Origin of the sequence: Phenylobacterium sp. (genome assembly GCF_036263695.1) — a bacterium.
Lineage (GTDB): Bacteria > Pseudomonadota > Alphaproteobacteria > Caulobacterales > Caulobacteraceae > Phenylobacterium.
The window spans coordinates 1-16,405 of sequence record NZ_DATAGM010000152.1 but is presented as its reverse complement, the minus strand read 5'-3'; the positions used below and the strand labels follow the sequence as shown (position 1 = coordinate 16,405).

The window sequence follows — 16,405 nt, the reverse complement described above, 5'->3', positions numbered from 1 at the left end:
GACCCAGGTGTCGTACGGCGCGGGGATCACCGCCGTCGGCCAGTACGAGGGCGAGAGCGCCGAGGCCGGCGACATCGCCTCGTCCGTGCAGGCGCTCGGCAACAGCCAGGGCTTTTCGGTTAGCGCGGCGGTCTCCGGCGTGCGCGCCACCCAGAACAACAGCGCCGACATCTCCGCCGACGGCGGCGGGGTCGTGGGCTATGTGGACAACACCGCCAGCTTCTCGGCCGCGGCGTCGGCCAACAACATCACCAGCGCGGCCGGCTACGGCTCGTCGGAGCGGATGATCGCCGACCAGAACAGCGAGGGCGGCCTGGTGCAGGCGGCCCAGTTCACCGCCTTCGGCAACGTCTATGTCGCGCACACCAGCGCCACCGCCTCCGGCAACAACATCTCGGCCGGCAACGAGGGCGCCCTGCTGGACATGAGCGCCCTGCAGCAGAACCAGGCCTATGTCCGCGCCCAGGCCGAGAGCAGCGGCTACCCGTTCGGCTCCGGGACCGCGACCGCTTACGGGATCGGCAACAGTCTGCTCGCCGGCCAGCTGGGCGAAGAAGTGATCCTCGACGTCGAGCAGCTGAACATCGCCGGGGGCGTCGAAGCCATCGCCGCCTTCACCGGCCACGACGGCTACGACGCCAGCGCCTCGGCCATGGCCATGGGCAACGCGTCCACCGGCTACGTCTGCTCCGAGTGCGATGGCCGGATGAGCGTCAACAACCGCCAGACCAACGACGCCGACGTCGCCGCCACCGGCACGGTCACCGTCACCGGCTCGGCCCGCTCGGCCGTCGGCGCCGCCAACGCCGTCGGCAACACCGCCAGCTACTACGCCAGCCGGCCGCAGGAATAGCACGGGCTCCCCTTCTTCCGTCGCGGGAGAAGGTGGCCGGCGCGGACGTTCGAGCACCCAGACACCAAGACCCCTATCGGGACGGCCTTGCGTTGGCCGCATCTGGCGGCGATGTTCGCGGCTCCCGTGAAGATCGCAGAGTTCTCCTTCGACGCGCTCAGGCGCACCGCGCTGGCGCTGGCGGCGGCGGCGCTTGCGGCGTGCGCCACCCTCCCCGGCTCCCAGCCGGCGGCCCCGGCGAAGCCGGTCGAGCTCGCGCCCGGCGAGTGGCCGCAGGCGCGGTCCGACATCGCGGCCGACCCGGAGATCCGCTTCGGTTCGCTGCCGAATGGCATGCGCTACGCGATCCGGCGCCAGACCATCCCGCCCGGCCAGGCAGCCCTGCGGCTTCGGGTCGACGCGGGCTCGCTGATGGAGGCCGAGGACCAGCAGGGCCTGGCCCACTTCCTCGAGCACATGGCCTTCAACGGCTCCAAGGCCGTGCCCGAGGGCGACATGGTTCGGATCCTGGAGCGGCTGGGCCTGGCCTTCGGAGCCGACACCAACGCCTCCACCAGCCTGGAGGAGACCGTCTACCGCCTCGACCTGCCGCGCACCGACGCCGAGCCGATGGACACCTCGCTGATGCTGCTGCGCGAGGCGGTGGGCAATCTGCTCATCGAGCCGGCCGCCGTAGACCGGGAGCGCGGCGTGGTGCTGTCGGAGGAGCGCTCGCGCGACACGCCGTCCTACCGCGTCTACCGTCAGCGGCTGGAGTTCCTGCTGCGCGGCCAGCTGCCGCCGAAGCGGATGCCGATCGGCGAGCCGGAGGTGCTGCGCTCGGCGCCGGCCAGCCGCATCGCCGACTTCTATCGCCGCTACTACCGCCCCGAGCGGACCGTGTTGATCGCCGTCGGCGACTTCGACGTGGCCGCCATGGAGGCCAAGATCCGCGCCCGCTTCTCCGATTGGCAGGCGGAAGGGCCGCCGGGCGAGAACCCGGACCTTGGCCAGATCGCCAGACGCGGCCTGGAGGCCAAGCTGGTGGTTGAGACCGGCGTGCAGGAGTCGCTGCAGATCGCCTGGATCGCGCCGCCGGATTTCACGTTCGACACCGTGGCCAAGCGCAGGCGCGACGTCATCGAGCGCCTGGGGTTCTCGGTGCTGAACCGCCGGTTCAACCGCATCGGACGGGCGGCCGATCCGCCCTTCCTCGGGGCCGGCGCCTTCAAGGGCGACGAGTACGACGCGGCCGAGATCACCATGGTGTCGGTGAACGTGAAGCCCGGCCGCTGGCGCGACGCGCTGGCCGCTGTCGAGCAGGAGCAGCGCCGCATCGTCCGCCACGGGGTCCGCCCCGAGGAGCTGGAGCGCGAGATCGCCGAAATTCGCGCCGCCATGCAGGCGGCGGTGGCGGGGGCCGCGACCCGCCGGCCCGGAACCCTGGCCGGCGACATCCTGAACTCGCTGCAGGACGACTATGTGGTCACGAACCCCGCCCAGGAGCTGGAGATATTCGAGGCGGCGGTGAAGGGGCTGACCGCCGATCAGGTCTCGGCGGTGATGAAGGACGCCCTCCAGGGCGAAGGCCCGCTGATCTTCGCCGTCTCGCCGACCCCGATCGACGGCGGCGAGGCGACCCTGCTCGCCGCCTTCGAGGCGTCCCGCAAGGTCGCCGTCGAGGCGCCGGCGGCGGGCGCCCGGGCGGCCTGGCCCTACGAGCGGTTCGGCGCGCCCGGCAAGGTCGCCGAGCGGACCGAGGCCGCCGACCTTGCGGCCACCTTCGTCCGCTTCGAGAACGGGGTGCGGCTGACGGTCAAGCCGACCGCCTTCCGCGACGACGAGGTGCTGGTGCGGGTCAACGTCGGCCGCGGGCTGCTGTCGCTGCCGAAGGATAGGGCCAGCTACGGCTGGGCCGCCAACGCCCTGATCGAAGGCGGCCTGAAGCAGATCAGCGCCGAGAACATGGAGATGGTGCTGGCCTCCAAGGTCTACGGCGCCCGCTTCGGCATCGCCGAGGACGGCTTCGCCTTCACCGGCTCCACCCGGCCGGACCACCTGGACACCCAGCTGCAGGTGCTGGCCGCCTACGTCGCCGAGCCCGGCTGGCGGCCGGAGGCGTTCGAACGGGTGAAGACCGCCATGGCCACGGTCCACGACCGGTACGAGACCACCGTCGGCGGCGTCGTGGCGCGCGACCTCGGCGGCCTGCTCCGCGGCGGCGACCCGCGCTGGAGCTTCCCGAGCCGCGAAGAGATCGCCGCCGCCCGCCTCGACGAGTTGAAAGCCCAGGTGGCTCCTGCCCTGGCCGAAGGCGCCATCGAGGTGGTGATGATCGGCGACATCACCGTGGAGGCCGCCACCGAGGCGGTGGCGAAGACCTTCGGAGCCCTGCCCCCGCGCCCGCCCGAGCCGGGGCCTGTACCCGAGTCGCAGCGGCAGGTGGGCTTTCCCGACCCTGCGCCCGACCCGGTGAGCCGCACCCACAAGGGCCGAACCGACCAGGCGATGGGCTTTGTGGCGTGGCGCACGACGGACTTCTTCGCCGACCCGCAACAGGCGCGGAACACGGCGGTGATGGGCGAGGTGCTGCGCCTTAGGCTCATCGAGGAGCTGCGCGAGGCGCAGGGCGCCACCTACTCGCCGAGCGTCGCCTACGCCCACAGCTTCAACCTGCCCGGCTGGGGCTACATCTCGGCCAGCGTCGAGGTCCCGCCCGAGAAGCTGCCGGACTTCTTCGCGGACGTGGCCCGGATCGCCGCCGACCTCGCCGCCAAGCCGGTCAGCGCCGACGAGCTGGCGCGCGCCAAGCAGCCCCGCCTGGAGCGGCTCGAACGCGCCCGCCTGACCAACGAATATTGGCTCGGGGAGCTTTCCGGCGCCCAGGCCGACCCGCGCCGGCTGGAGGCGACCCGCAGCGTCATCGAAGGCACGCGGGGGGTGACGGCCGCGGACGTGCAGGCCGCGGCGAAGGAGTTCCTCGCGGCGCAGAAGGCGTGGAAATTCGTGGTGCGGCCGGAGGGGAAGTGACTTCCCTCCCCTGCATGGGGAGGGGGACGCGGCCGCCAGGCCGCGGACGGATGGGGAAGTCTCGGTTCAGCAATGAGCTGAGCGAGCGGCGCCGTCGCGGGCGGGAAACTCCCCCACCCGGCCCGTCGCTTCGCTCCGGGCCACCCTCCCCATGAAGGGGAGGGAAAGCTCCCTAGTAAGCCACCCCGCCGACGCCGCCGTCCATGCTGAAGCTGGTGGCGGTGGAGGTGACGGTCTCCTCCTCCTCGCGATAGGCGGTGTAGGTCTCGGTGTAGCGCCAGGTCAGCACCTTGATGCCGGCCCCAAAGCGGCGCAGCAGGCTGCGCTCGAAGCAGTCGCGCTGGCGGCTGGCGGGGCGGCACTTCATCTCGCCGCCGCCGTACCACAGGGCCTCGCCCTTCTTGCAGATGAGGGTCTTGCCGCCTTCGAAGTCGGCCTTGTCGAGCCACTCGGCCCAGGTGACCTGCAGATAGGAGCCGGCGAGGCACCGGTAGATCTCCCCGTCGTAGCCTTCGCCGATGTCGCGGTCGGGGCTGAGCTGGGAGGCGGGGTGCGGCACCTGGCGATCGTCGATGCAGACGGCGCGGATGACGACCTTCTTGTAGACTTCGCGGGTGTCCTCGTAGGCGACGCGCTTCATGCGCTTGCCGCCGTCGACGTTGAGCTGGATCACACCGGTCGGGACGGGCGGGCTGTAGAAGCCCCCGGCCCCGCCGCCGCCCACGAAGACCATGGACTCGGCGCGGCCGCGCGCACCTGCGGCGGCGACAGCCTGGCCGCTGGCCGAGGCGTTGACGATCACCTGGGGCGCCACGAAGACGTTGACGCCGGGAATGTTCACATTGTGCCCGGGCACGCAGCACGGCGGCTGCGGCGGCGGCGGAGGCGGCGGCGGCTTGCAGCACGGCGGCGGCGGGGCGCAGCAGGGCGGCGGCGGCGGCGCGCAGCACTGGGCCTGCGCATCCTCGGGCGCGGCCCCGCCGATCAGCAGAACGGCCAGGCCGAGCGCCAGGCCGAGCAGGCTCGAACGCATCCTCATCAGACCGCCCCCTCCAAAGGAGCGCCGGGCGTGTCCCGAAACGGGACGGCCGGCGCCTGGTCCAAAACTTCCTGCAAGGCTCGTGCGGCCGACCAAGGCCACGGACGGAGCCTGCGCAGGCATGTCGGTGTTCCATTCAAATACAGAGATGTTGATAGACTATTGGCGCAGCCGCGTTTTCCGCGGCGAGCCGCTGCGCGGGCCCATCGATCCGGCCGACTTCGCCCCCATCGCGCCGCAGGTCTTCGTGCTCGGCCGGGCCGGGCCAGGCAGCTACGGCTTCCGCCTGGTCGGCGAGTTGGTGCGCGAACTGTTCGCCCAGGACCTTCGCGGCGTCCCCGCTCTCGATCTGTGGCGTCCGAGGGACGTCGGTCCTTTGCGCACCGCCCTGGAAGACGCCCGCCGCCGACGCGCGCCTCTGGTCGCCCACGCCCACGCGGTGACCGAGCGCGCGGCGCTGCCGATCGAAGTTCTGTTCGCGCCCCTCCCCGGCGACGAGGTCCGACCCGACCGCGTGCTCGGGCTGATCCAGCCGCTGACGCTGGTCGCCCGACTGCAGGGCGCGCCGGTGCTGACGCTGGCGCTGGAACGGATGCTTTCGGCCGGGCCCGCCGTCGAGCCGGCGCCCCGACTGAAGCTGGCCGCCGTGAACGGCCGGCGGATCGCCTAGCGGGCGGCGAGGTCGGGCTTCATCGCCGCGACCACCGACTCCCAGTCGCCGGGCTTTGGCTGGCGGTAGAGCTTCAGCGACGGGTACCAGGGACTGTCGGTCCGCCCGGTCATCCAACGCCAGTCGGTGCGCCAGGCCGGCAGCATCACCCAGCAGGGCACGCCGAGCGCGCCGGCCAGGTGCGCCATCGCCGTGTCTACGGTGATCACCAGGTCCAGCGCCTGGATGCGCGCGGCCGTGTCGAGGAAGTCGCCGCGCGGCGTCTGCAGGTCGACGAGTTCGGCCACCTCCTGCAACGGCGCGAGCACCTCCGGCGAGGGCAGCGATCGGCCCGCATCGTTCGGGTGGTCGGGGTTGCCGCGCCAGACGAAGCCGACGCCGCCCGTCTTCGCATCGGCGGGCGCGGTCAGGTAGGGGGCGGGCGGGATGGTCTCCAGGGTCGTCTCGAACAGCGCCGGCAGAGAGAGATTGCGCACATGCAGGTCCGCGCGCGGCACAGCCGCGCCGTCGGTCAGCGGGAAGACCCGCACGCCGAGGCCTGAGAACAGCCGCTCCAGCGGAGGCGAGCAGACCAGGATCACCTCGCCCGCGCCGCGGATCTGGGGGACGTAACGGGCCATCTGGATCTCGTCGCCCAGCCCCTGCTCGCGCCAGACCAGCAAGCTGCGGCCGGCCAGGTCGTCGCCCTGCCATTCGGGCATGCCGGACTGGTTGATCGGATCCCGGTCGAACGCCTTACGGGCCTCGTAGAGCAGGAAGCCCTCGCGGTACCGGCCCTGAGCCAAGAGGACTAGGCCGAGGGCGGAGATGACCGGCGCGTTGTCCGGCCGCTGAGCCAGCGCGGCGAGGTAGGCCCGCTCGGCGGTGGGGAAATCCATGGCGTGCGCCGCGCGGATTCCCCGCTCCACCAATGCGCCGAACTCTTCCGCCATGGGGGGCGCATAGCACGGCAAGGCCGCCCCCCGCATGCAGGGAGAGGTCTTAGCTACGCCGGCTCGGGGAGCCGGATCCGTTGCTCGGCGAGGTAGCTGAGGATGCCATCGCGGGCGGCGCGGACGCTTGGGCGCGATTCCATGCGGGTCTGCCAGGCGGCCAGCCTTGGCAGGTCGCCTGGGCGCAGGCCGAAGAAATAGGCAGTGAGGAAGGCGGCGTAGGCCGCGATGTCGGCCAAGCTGAAGACCCCGGCCATCCAGGTGCGCTCGCCCAGGGTCTCATCCATCTCACGATAGGCCTCAAGCGCCAGGGCCTTCGCCTCGGCCGCCTCGGCGCTGCTCGGGTCGCGGACGAACTGGCCGAGCTGCCGCAGTTTTGGAAACCAGACCTCGTCCGCCTTCAACTCGACGAGCCGGGCGGCCGCGCGGCTGCGCGGCTCGGCTGGCCACAGCGGCGGCTCGGGGAAGACATCCTCGAGGTACTCGCAGATCAACGTGGAGTCGAAGATTTCCAACCCCTGATCGATGAGCACCGGCACCTGCCGCTTGGGGTTGATCCTATCGACTTCCGGATGGCCGACGTAGGTGAAGGTGCGCGGCTGGTAGGGGACGTTCTCGACATCGAGCCGAATTCCCTTCTCCGCGGCAGCTATCAAGACCTTCACGCTGAACATGCTCACGGGGCCAGAGTAGAGCTTCATACGGTTCTCCATTTGCACGACCGTTCGTGCTTTTACCGAGACAAGAAAAAAACCGGCCTCAGCCAGCCGCCTCCTGAACGAGGCGCTCGAATGCTTCTTCGGCCCGCTCGCGCGCGTCTCGCCGGTTCATGAGCTTGCCATGCAACTGGAAAGACAGCCCCAGCCCGACGAATTCGAACGCGACCTGTCGCCCGAACGCGACGGGCGCCTTGCCGTCCTTTGGAAGGTCGGTGGCGACGCGGGCGAGCAGTTCGTGCCACTCGTTCTGCACCGCCACGAGGCGGTCGCGCACGGGCCCTGGACGGTCGTCGTACTCCTGGCTGGCGACCGCGAAGACGCAGCCGCCCATGCAGGGCTCGCCGGCGATCCAGTCGAGCCAACGCTCGAAAAGGGTGCGAAGGCGAGGCGCGCCGCGCGGCGAGGCCAGCCCGGGCTCCACCACCCGCTGCCGGAAGCGAGCGGCGGCTTCGTCGAGCACCGCCAACTGCAGGGCTTCCTTGGATCTGAAATGGGCGAACAGGCCGCTCTTCGAGAGCTTCAGGTTCTCAGCGAGGCCGCCGAGGGAAATGCCCTCCAGCCCCAGCGCCACCGCCTGCCGGAGCGCCTCGTCGATGACCGCCTCGCGTGTGGCTGCGCCTTTTCCCATGGCGACAAAAAAGCACGACCGGTCGTTTATGGCAAGTCCCGCCTCCTGGGCGCGGTCCCACACGGCCGTTGCGTGGGGGTCCGGGCGCAGGCTAGCGCCTTGGTGATGATCACAGATCCGCTCTTCTACGCCTTGGCGATCCCAGCGGTGGCGCTCATGGGCCTGGCCAAGGGCGGGTTCGCCGGCGTCGGCGCGGTGTCCATGCCGCTGCTGGCGATGGCGATCTCGCCGGTGAAAGCGGCGGCCATCCTGCTGCCGATCCTGATCGTGCAGGACGCGGTCAGCGTCTGGGCTTTCCGCCGCGACTGGGATAGGCGGGTGCTCGCGGTGATGCTGCCGGGCGCGGCCGTCGGCATCGTCCTGGGCTACCTGCTGGCGGCGGAGGTCTCGGCGAGCGCGGTGCTGGCGACGCTTGGGGGCATCTCCATCCTGTTCGCCGTGCAGCGGCTGTGGGCCTCCCGCGGGGGTCGGGTCGCCGCGCCGGCCAACTCGCCGGCGCCCGTCGGCGTGCTGTTCGGGATCATCGCCGGCTTCACCAGCCAGATCGCCCACGCCGGCGGCCCGCCGTTCCAGATGTGGGTGTTGCCCAAGTCCCTGCCGCCGGCCAGCCTGATCGGCACCACTTCGATCTTCTTCGCCGTGGTCAACTGGATCAAGGTGCCGGCCTACGCCGCACTCGGCCAGTTCACCCGCGAGAACATGCTGACCGCCGCGGCCCTGCTGCCGCTGGCCGTCGCCTCGACCTTCGCCGGCGTCTGGCTCGTCCGCCGCATCGCCGCCGAGCGGTTCTACCAGCTGATCTACCTGCTGATGATCGTCGTGGGCGTGCAGCTGATCTGGAAGGCGCTGTCCGGCGGCTGATGGGGCCGGGGCACAAGGGAACGGCGGCGCCCGATCGCCCTCCCCTCGTCGGAAATGCTCGAGGGCGCGCGCCTCGCCCTCGAGCAGCTGGCTGGCTGTCTCGAGGGCTTCGCCGCGCGCCAGGACGACTCAGGTCACCAGATCAGCGCCCGGGCCGCGGCCGAGCGGATCATGTCCTCACCATCGTGCCCCACGCCGGAGACGTCCGTCTGGGTCCAGCTATGGCCGGGGAAGATCGCGTCCATGTAGCTCTTGTAGCGGCGGCCGCGCTCCAGGCGCTGCGACCCTTGAAGATTGGCCTCGCAGCCGGTGTCGAGGTCGCTGTCCACGCCGGTGTCCAGCGTGCCGTTCAGCAGGTGGACCGGCCGGCTCGGCGCCTGGGAGACAATCGTGGAGGCGCCAACCGCCGAGAGGTACGGCGGCAGCCCGGTCAGGCCGTAGCGGTAGGTGTTGAAAGCCGTGCAGGTCGGATGCGAGGTGCTGGTGAAGGCGCTCCCATTCCAACGATGCGAGGTCAGGTACGCGTAGGAGCCGGCGTTCGCGGCGATGTAGACCACGTCGACTCCGGAGGTGTTGAAGGCCGTCGACGCAGCGGCGTAGCGCTGAACGAACTGGCCGCCGGCGCTGTGACCGATGACCACCACCTTCGTCAGATTGGGAAACTTCGTCTTGTCCGCCATCTTCCGGATCAGAGTGTCGACGGCCGTGAAGCTCGATACGGCGAAGCTGGTGTCGTCGTTCTCGCCGTACTTCCACCCCGAACTCGACCACTCGGCGTAGCCGGAAGCGGAGCTCGCCTCGAACTCCGGAACCCAGATCAGCGTGGAGCCAAGCTCGCCGGCGTCGCTCGCGGCGCGAACCGTGTAGTCGTAGTAGTCGTCGGCGTTCCTGTTCGTGCCGTGGATGGTGATCACGCCGACCGTCTTGCTGGCGTCTACTGACGAGGCCGCGACGTTGCGGTGGTAGATCATCTTCGCCCCGCCATCGATGGTGATCGTGCCGGCGCCCGCGTGGGCCGCGGACGCGAGGCCGAGCGCCGCCACCGCGGCGGCAGCGAATGTCTTGATATGCATGAGGTTTGCTCCGTGACGGGCCGGTCCCGATAACCGGTCCTGAGGCCCCGCCGGGCTGCGACGCGGCGGGGAGTTGAGCGAGAGGCGCGCGCAGGCCGTTCGGCCGTCGTTAGGCGCGGCGGTGCGACCGGTCGTCCGCCCTCAGGCCACAGGCGTGGCACGACGCCGCCGCGCGGGCGGCGTCAGGCGTCATCGGGCTGGAGACTTTGGACCGCGGGCGCAGCGCGGCGGCTGGAGGGGCCGTGGGCGCAACTTCTCACCCTAGGTATTTTATATACCCAGACCGTCTGGTGCAGCAAGCTTGGCCGGACCGGCAGACGGCGCGCCAAGGCGACGCACGCCCGGACAACCGGAACCAGCGGCGCGACATCCGGCTTGTTCAGGTACGTTTGGAAAGGACTGATCCATGTCGATCGTCGACAAGGCGCTTGGCGCCATCACCCCTCCGGAAAGTGACGAAGCCCGCGCCGAGGCCACCGAAAAGGCGCGCATGGCGGCCAGCCCAGGGGACTGGCTATCGATGGCCCTGGACCACCACCAGCAGATCCGAGTCGCCTTCACCGAGTGCCGCAACGCCGTCGATGCGGCCGCCCGCCTCGCCGGCATGAAGAGGCTGGCGCTGGTTCTCAACGGCCATTCGCTGGCAGAGGAGGTCGTCCTCTACCCCGCCCTCGCAAAAGCCGGCGAGAAGGGGCACGCGGGCATGGCCTACACCGAGCAGACCACCGCCAAGATGCAGATGGCGGAGTTGGAGCGGATCGACCCTTCGACGGACGAGTGGAAGGACAAGCTCGAGCACATCCGCGGCGCCGTCCTCCACCACATGTTCGAGGAGGAAGGCTCTTGGTTCCTCAAGCTGAAAGAAGACTACGACGACCAGGGGTTCCTCACCGCGCGGTTCCGCGAGGAGTACGAGCGCTACGTCGGCGGCGAGATCTCCGGTGCGACCGCCGGAATGGGCGAGACCCGGTCGTTTGACGGTCGGGACGGCGCCTCTCCGCTCGGCCTGCAATAGGCGCGCGCTCAGGCCGCCAGGGACTGGTGCGCCGCGACCCCGGCCCGAGCACGCCCGATGCAAGCGTCATACCGGCGCGGCCGCGGCGTCGAGTCCTGCAAGCGGCCGCGCGACTGATGCTCAAGCGGTCGCCGAGGTGACGCTCGCGCTCGGCGGCCCGCCGAAACGTGAGGATTATCAGCCGCCCCTGGGTCGTAGCTGCTCCTTGAAGCGCCGCCAGTTGCGAACATAGCCCATCGCGCCGAAGGCCATGCGCTGGGCCTGTTCGGGGGAGAGTTCGCGCACCACCTTGCCGGGCGCGCCCATCACCAGGGAGTTGTCGGGGATCTCCTTGCCTTCGGTGATCAGGCAGTTGGCGCCGATCAGGCAGTTCTTCCCAATTCTTGCGCCGTTCAGGATGATCGAGCCGATGCCGATCAGGCTGCCATCGCCGACGGTGCAGCCGTGCATCATCACCATGTGACCGACCGTCACGTTCGCACCGATGATCAGCGGCGATCCCGTGTCGGTGTGCAGCACCGAATTGTCCTGCACGTTGGAGTTCTCGCCGACGATGATCGGATCGTTGTCGCCGCGGAGTGTGGCGCCAAACCACACCGAGGCGTTCTTCCTGAGAATCACCCGACCCACCACGGCCGCGTTGGGTGCTATCCAGTATTCATCCTCACCCGGAAGCTCAGGAGCAACATCGCCCAAGTTGTAGACAGCCATTGTCACCGTTCCTTTATTCAGCTTCCGGTGTGATTTAACCGTTCATAAAGCACGTTAGGATCATTCTAGTCGGACGATTCGGAGGGGTGAAAGCCCCGCCGCGTCCCACCGGGCGTCGTCCGGCGTTCGGGCTCCCGCGAAACGGAGTAACGGGTGTCGCGTGTGTCAGTTGGGCGGCTCGAGCCGCCCGGTCCACCAGCGAAGTTGGGGCGGCCAGCCCCGGCGCGACTCCGCCGCCGATTCAAATCCACTCCAGTCGAAGGGCGATCCGATGTCGGACTCGCCCTTTTTTCATGCCCCCCAAGGAGGCCTTGATGACCAAGCGTGCCCTGAAGCGACAGCTGCGCGACGGAGCCCTGGACGCCAACCAATTCGGTGATGACGGCAAGGTGCGCCGCCTGCCGATCGACCGGGGGTGGTCGCCTCTGGCGGGGGTCGGCGGCGGCGACGACCGTGATCAAGCCTACCTGAAGACCATCAAAGCCAAGTCCCCGGGCCAGGAGCAGCTGATCAAGGCCATCGACCAGAAGAACCTGGTGCTGGCGCTGGGTCCGGCCGGCACTGGCAAGACCTATCTCGCCATCGCCAAGGCGGTGGAGGCGCTGGAGGCGGGCCGGGTCGGCCGCATCGTCCTGTCCCGCCCCGCGGTGGAGGCGGGCGAGTCGATCGGCTTCCTTCCCGGCGAGATGGAGGACAAGCTCGCCCCCTACCTGCGCCCCCTCTACGACGCCCTGTCCGACCGGCTCTCCATGAAGCGGGTGCGGGCGCTGATGGCCGAGGGCGCCATCGAGATCGCCCCCGTCGGCTTCATGCGCGGGCGCACCTTGAACAACGCCTTCGTCGTCATCGACGAGGCCCAGAACTGCACCTACGTGCAGCTGAAGATGCTGCTGACCCGCCTTGGCTGGCACTCGACGATGGTGGTCACGGGCGATCCGGCCCAATCGGACCTGCTGCCGGAGATGAGCGGCCTGGGGACGGTCGCCGACAAGTTCGAGGCGGTGGACAACATCGCCGTCGTCCGGCTGGCCGACCGCGACATCGTCCGCCACCCGCTGGTGGCCGAGATGCTCGGAGTTCTCTGAGGCCGATCGTCAGGACGCGGGGGCGCGCGCCGAGCGCCGGACGGCCTTGCCGAGCGCCTCCGCCACCCTGGGCATCACAACATCCCAGGCCGCGCCCAGCGGCCGGCGGAACAGGGTGAGGGTCGGGTACCAGGGCGAGTCGCTGCGCTCCAACAGCCAGCGGAAGTCCAGCCCTTCGGCCGGCACGAGGCAGAAGCAGGGCTTGCCGAGCGCGCCGGCCAGGTGGGCCGGGGCGGTGTCGACGCTGATGACCAGGTCCAACGCCTCGATTAGCGCGGCCGAGTCGCCGAAGTCTTCGAACATGCCGCCGAGGTTGAGGATCGGCTGATCGGCCGCCGGGCTGGCGGCCTCCGCCTCGCCGACGCCCTTCTGCAGGCTGACGAAGGTCACGCCGGGGACGTCCCATAGCGGGCGGAGGGTGGCGAGGCTGGGCAGGGACCGGTTCGCATCGTTCGCAAGCTCGGGGTTGCCCTTCCAGGCCAGGCCGACGTGGAAGCCGTCCTTCGGAACCCGCGGCGCCCAGCAGGCCCGCCGTTCCGGCAGGGCCGAAAGGTAGGGGACCCTGGCGGGGATGGTCTCCAGCCGCGTGGCGAACCGGTGCGGCAGCGACAACAGGTAGGTCCAGTAGTCGTGGGTCTCGATCTCGTGCACCCCGGCGGCCGGGACCAGGCGATCGATTCCCTCGAGGGTCGCCAGCAGCGGCTGCAGCGCCGGCTTGCAGACCACGGTCACCTTGGCCGCGCCCATCGCCTTCAGCATCGGCACGTAGCGGCAGAACTGGATCTCGTCACCGTGGCCCTGCTCGTACCAGACCAACAGGGTACGCCCCTCCAGCGGCTCGCCCAGCCACTGCGGGCAGCCGAAGTCGATGGGATCGGGCGCGCCCTTGCGGGTCGGATCGTAGCGCGCCTCGTAGAGGGCCCACCCCTCCTCGTAGCGGCCCATCGTCAGCAGCAGGCCCCCCAGCCGGAAGCGGGCCTCGGCGTGGTCCGGGTGGCGGCGCACCAGCTCGCGGAACGCCGCCTCGGCTTCGCGGTGGCGATGGCGCAGCGACAGCAGGTTGGCCAGCGACATGGCGATCGCCGCATCGTCCGGCGCGGCGGCGAGTCCGGCGCGCAACACCTGCTCGGCCTCGGCGTGCCGGCGCTCGACGTGCAGGAAGACGCCGAGGTTGCCGTAGGTCGGAGCGTAGGCGGGACCCGCGGCCAGCGCGCGGCGGTAGAAGCTCTCGGCCAGCGGGCGGGCCTGCAGCACCGTCGCAGCCAGGCCGGCGGCGTTCAGGGTCGGTGGGCGGGCGGCGGGCCCGAGCTTCTGGACAAGCTGCACCACGGCGGCGAACTGCTGCTGTTCCAGCAGCCGGTTGGCCTGATCGAAGGCGGGGTCGTGCTCGCCGTCCGCTGTCGGCTGGAGGGTGTCGCTCATCGCCGGCGCAGCCGTCGGCCGTTAGGGCAGGTCCTCCGCCAGAATGGCCATCTCGAACATGTAGGAGCCGTCCTCGTCCTCGTCCTGGAAGACGACGCCGACGAACTCCTCGCCCACATAGACCTCGGCCGAGTCCTTCTGCTTGGGACGCGGCACCAGCTTGATGCGCGCATTGGCGAAGGTGCCGCGCAGGTGGCCCTCGATCTTCCGGATGGCTTTTTCGTCCACGACTGCGCGCTCCTAGGTTCTCGCTTGCGGCGCGAACCTAGCTGGTCGAAGCGTCGGGGAAAACCTCAGATCACGTAGTCGTAGACCGCGTCGGCGAGCGTGTGGTCCATGCTCCTGGCCGGCTCCTCGCAGGTCGGGCAGTTGACCAGCCGGGCCGGCACGCCGGCCGCGGTGCAGCCGGGGGGCACCGGCTTGAGCACCACCGAGCCGGAGGCGATCTTGGCGTAGTCGCCGATGGTGATGTTGCCCAGCACCTTGGCGCCGGCGCCCAGCAGCACGCCCTTGCCCACCTTCGGGTGGCGGTCGCCGCGCTCGGCGCCCGTGCCGCCCAGGGTCACGCCGTGCAGCATCGAGACATCGTCGCCGACCACCGCCGTCTCGCCGATGACGATGCCGGTGCCGTGGTCGAAGAAGACGCCCGAGCCGATCCTGGCGGCGGGGTTGATGTCGGTCTGGAACAGCTCGGAGGAGCGGCTCTGCAGGTGGAACGCCATCGCCTCGCGCCCCTGCTTCCACAGCCAGTGGGCGACGCGGTGAGTCTGCAGGGCCATGAAGCCCTTGAAGAACAGGAACGGCTGGACGTAGCCCTTGCAGGCCGGGTCGCGTTCGAACACCGCCTTCAGGTCGGCTTCGGCGATCTCCACCAGGCTCGGATCGGCCTCGTAGGCTTGACAGGCGATCTCGCGCATCGTCATGGCGCCCAGCTCGTGGTCGCCGAGCTTGCGCGCGAGCTGGTAGGACAGCGCCCCGCCAAGGCCGTCGTGCGACAGGATCACGGTGTGCAGCAGGCTGGCCAGGGCCGCCTCGGTCTTGGCCACGCGGGCCGCCTCGTTGCGCAGCGCGGCCCAGACGGGCGGCGGCGCTGAGGGATCGATCACTTCCAGACGCTGGCTCATCGGCTCCTCCCGGCCCATGGGCGGTCTCCCTATCCTAGCATGGCGCGCGAGAGCGCGTCCGGCAAAGCCCTTTCCCTGGCCATATGGTAGGCCCGGAGCAGCATCGCCACCGTCATCACGTCGGGAAGTTGACCGGCGAGCGCGGCCTCCAGCGCTTCGCGGAAGGGAACGCGCACCAGGGCCAGCTCCTCGGTCTCGTCAGGATCGGTCGGGACGGGGCTCAGCCCCGTCGCGATGTAGCCGATCGCGATTTCGTCGGTGATAGCATTGGAGAGTTGCACCTTCATGACCGGCAGCCACTGCGCGGCTTCGAGCCCGGCCTCCTCGCGCAGCTCGCGTTTGGCGCTCTCCAGAGGATCCACGTCCCTCGGCCCGCCGCCCTCGGGGATCTCCCAGCTGTAGTCGCGGTGGGCGAACCGGTGCTGGCCGACCAGCACGGTGGAGCCGTCGTCGAACAGCGGCAGGACCGCCATCGCCAGGTTCTTGAAGCTGACCACGCCGTAGATCGCCGACTTGCCGGTCGGCGCCACCGCCTGGTGCTCGGTGACGGTGATCCACGGGTTGTCGTAGACCAGCCGCTCTGAGACGCGTTTCCAGGGTTCGCCGTGCGGCCGCAGCCAGCCAGGTTCTTGCGACATGTTCTCATCTAGCCTTGCCGAGCCTGCCTTGTGGGCCAATAAGAGCCTTCACACAACGCCGTCGCCTTGAGACGCCCCTTGCCCCTGCCCCTTCCCGAACCGCCCGCCTTCGGCGAGCCCGTGCCCCAGAGCCCCGCCCCGGAAGTCCTGCACTTCCTGGCCCGGCGCCGCTCGATCTCGGCCGTGGCGCTGGCCGAGCCGGCCCCCTCGCCTGCCGAGCTGGAGGCGCTGCTGAAGATCGCCGTGCGGGTCCCGGACCACGGCAAGCTGTCGCCGTGGCGCTTCGTGGTGCTAAGCGGCGAGGCCAAGGCGCAGGCGGCCGCGCGCCTGGAGGCGCTGGCTGCGGGCCGCGGCGATGCGCGCTCGGTCGCCAAGCTCGCCAAGCTGAAGATCCCGCCGATGGCGGTGGTCGTGGTCTCGCGCGCCCGCCCGGGGCTGGAGATTCCAGAGTGGGAGCAGCAGCTGTCGGCCGGCGCGGTCTGCACCCTGCTGCTGATCAGCGCCCAGGCGATGGGCTACGGCGCCAACTGGATCACCGACTGGTACTCCTACGACGCCGAGGCGCGGGCCATCCTGGGGCTCTCGCCCGAGGAGAGGATCGCCGGCGTGGTGATGCTGGGCGCCGC

General features: G+C 70.0%; 17 protein-coding genes. 7 read left to right on the top strand and 10 right to left on the bottom strand.

What is annotated here, in order from left to right; all coding sequences use genetic code 11:
* Positions 1–853: holdfast anchor protein HfaD (hfaD, locus tag VHK87_RS06235; RefSeq protein WP_329634033.1), on the top strand; the 853-nt coding region annotated here is incomplete at its 5' end.
* An 87-nt stretch (positions 854–940) separates the two neighbouring features.
* Entirely contained in the window at positions 941–3,862 is a 2,922-nt protein-coding gene (locus VHK87_RS06230) for a M16 family metallopeptidase (protein WP_329634032.1), read from the top strand.
* A 172-nt stretch (positions 3,863–4,034) separates the two neighbouring features.
* Here VHK87_RS06230 and VHK87_RS06225 read toward each other — a convergent pair whose 3' ends face one another.
* A complete protein-coding gene (locus VHK87_RS06225) occupies positions 4,035–4,901 on the bottom strand; it encodes a hypothetical protein (protein WP_329634031.1) in 867 nt (288 codons plus the stop codon).
* Positions 4,902–5,022: 121 nt separating this feature from the next.
* On the opposite strand from VHK87_RS06225, the gene VHK87_RS06220 reads away from it, so the two are divergent.
* The gene (locus VHK87_RS06220; protein ID WP_329634030.1) at positions 5,023–5,571 is read left to right on the top strand and encodes a PAS domain-containing protein; all 549 of its coding nucleotides are present in this window, start codon (positions 5,023–5,025) and stop codon (positions 5,569–5,571) included.
* Here VHK87_RS06220 and VHK87_RS06215 read toward each other — a convergent pair.
* Genes VHK87_RS06215 through VHK87_RS06205 form a run of 3 tightly spaced genes read right to left on the bottom strand, consistent with a single transcriptional unit; the run spans position 5,568 to position 7,850 of the window.
* Positions 5,568–6,503: a glycosyltransferase family 9 protein gene (locus tag VHK87_RS06215; RefSeq protein ID WP_329634029.1), complete on the bottom strand. Its 936-nt coding sequence runs from the start codon at positions 6,501–6,503 to the stop codon at positions 5,568–5,570. The genes VHK87_RS06220 and VHK87_RS06215 overlap by 4 nt on opposite strands.
* A gap of 53 nt (positions 6,504–6,556) precedes the next feature.
* Positions 6,557–7,204, bottom strand: coding sequence for a glutathione S-transferase family protein (locus VHK87_RS06210; protein WP_329634028.1), 648 nt, complete (start codon positions 7,202–7,204; stop codon positions 6,557–6,559).
* 58 nt (positions 7,205–7,262) lie between these two features.
* Complete coding sequence (locus tag VHK87_RS06205) at positions 7,263–7,850, bottom strand: TetR/AcrR family transcriptional regulator (protein WP_329634027.1); 588 nt, start codon at positions 7,848–7,850, stop codon at positions 7,263–7,265.
* Between the two features lie 105 nt (positions 7,851–7,955).
* On the opposite strand from VHK87_RS06205, the gene VHK87_RS06200 reads away from it, so the two are divergent.
* Positions 7,956–8,711, top strand: a complete 756-nt coding sequence (locus VHK87_RS06200) for a sulfite exporter TauE/SafE family protein (RefSeq protein ID WP_329634034.1) — start codon at positions 7,956–7,958, stop codon at positions 8,709–8,711.
* Positions 8,712–8,845: 134 nt separating this feature from the next.
* Here VHK87_RS06200 and VHK87_RS06195 read toward each other — a convergent pair whose 3' ends face one another.
* The gene (locus VHK87_RS06195) at positions 8,846–9,784 is read right to left on the bottom strand and encodes an alpha/beta fold hydrolase (protein ID WP_329634026.1); all 939 of its coding nucleotides are present in this window, start codon (positions 9,782–9,784) and stop codon (positions 8,846–8,848) included.
* Between the two features lie 406 nt (positions 9,785–10,190).
* Between VHK87_RS06195 and VHK87_RS06190 the strand changes: the two genes are divergently transcribed.
* The gene (locus VHK87_RS06190; protein ID WP_329634025.1) at positions 10,191–10,799 is read left to right on the top strand and encodes a hemerythrin domain-containing protein; all 609 of its coding nucleotides are present in this window, start codon (positions 10,191–10,193) and stop codon (positions 10,797–10,799) included.
* A 177-nt stretch (positions 10,800–10,976) separates the two neighbouring features.
* On the opposite strand, the gene VHK87_RS06185 is transcribed toward VHK87_RS06190, so the two are convergent.
* Complete coding sequence (locus VHK87_RS06185) at positions 10,977–11,510, bottom strand: gamma carbonic anhydrase family protein (RefSeq protein ID WP_329634024.1); 534 nt, start codon at positions 11,508–11,510, stop codon at positions 10,977–10,979.
* A 293-nt stretch (positions 11,511–11,803) separates the two neighbouring features.
* Between VHK87_RS06185 and VHK87_RS06180 the strand changes: the two genes are divergently transcribed.
* On the top strand, positions 11,804–12,595 hold the full coding sequence (locus VHK87_RS06180) for a PhoH family protein (RefSeq protein WP_329634023.1): 792 nt from the start codon (positions 11,804–11,806) through the stop codon (positions 12,593–12,595).
* A 9-nt stretch (positions 12,596–12,604) separates the two neighbouring features.
* Here the strand turns inward: VHK87_RS06180 and VHK87_RS06175 are convergent, their stop codons facing one another.
* The 4 genes from VHK87_RS06175 to VHK87_RS06160 all read right to left on the bottom strand — a co-directional run bounded on the left by VHK87_RS06175 (position 12,605) and on the right by VHK87_RS06160 (position 15,779).
* Positions 12,605–14,017, bottom strand: a complete 1,413-nt coding sequence (locus tag VHK87_RS06175; protein WP_329634022.1) for a tetratricopeptide repeat protein — start codon at positions 14,015–14,017, stop codon at positions 12,605–12,607.
* Between the two features lie 21 nt (positions 14,018–14,038).
* Positions 14,039–14,245: a DUF3126 family protein gene (locus VHK87_RS06170; protein WP_257816988.1), complete on the bottom strand. Its 207-nt coding sequence runs from the start codon at positions 14,243–14,245 to the stop codon at positions 14,039–14,041.
* A 65-nt stretch (positions 14,246–14,310) separates the two neighbouring features.
* Positions 14,311–15,141, bottom strand: coding sequence for a serine O-acetyltransferase (cysE, locus tag VHK87_RS06165; RefSeq protein ID WP_329634021.1), 831 nt, complete (start codon positions 15,139–15,141; stop codon positions 14,311–14,313).
* A 29-nt stretch (positions 15,142–15,170) separates the two neighbouring features.
* Positions 15,171–15,779: an NUDIX hydrolase gene (locus tag VHK87_RS06160; protein WP_329634020.1), complete on the bottom strand. Its 609-nt coding sequence runs from the start codon at positions 15,777–15,779 to the stop codon at positions 15,171–15,173.
* A gap of 78 nt (positions 15,780–15,857) precedes the next feature.
* On the opposite strand from VHK87_RS06160, the gene VHK87_RS06155 reads away from it, so the two are divergent.
* The coding region (locus tag VHK87_RS06155) for a nitroreductase (protein ID WP_329634019.1) at positions 15,858–16,405 on the top strand (548 nt) is incomplete at its 3' end.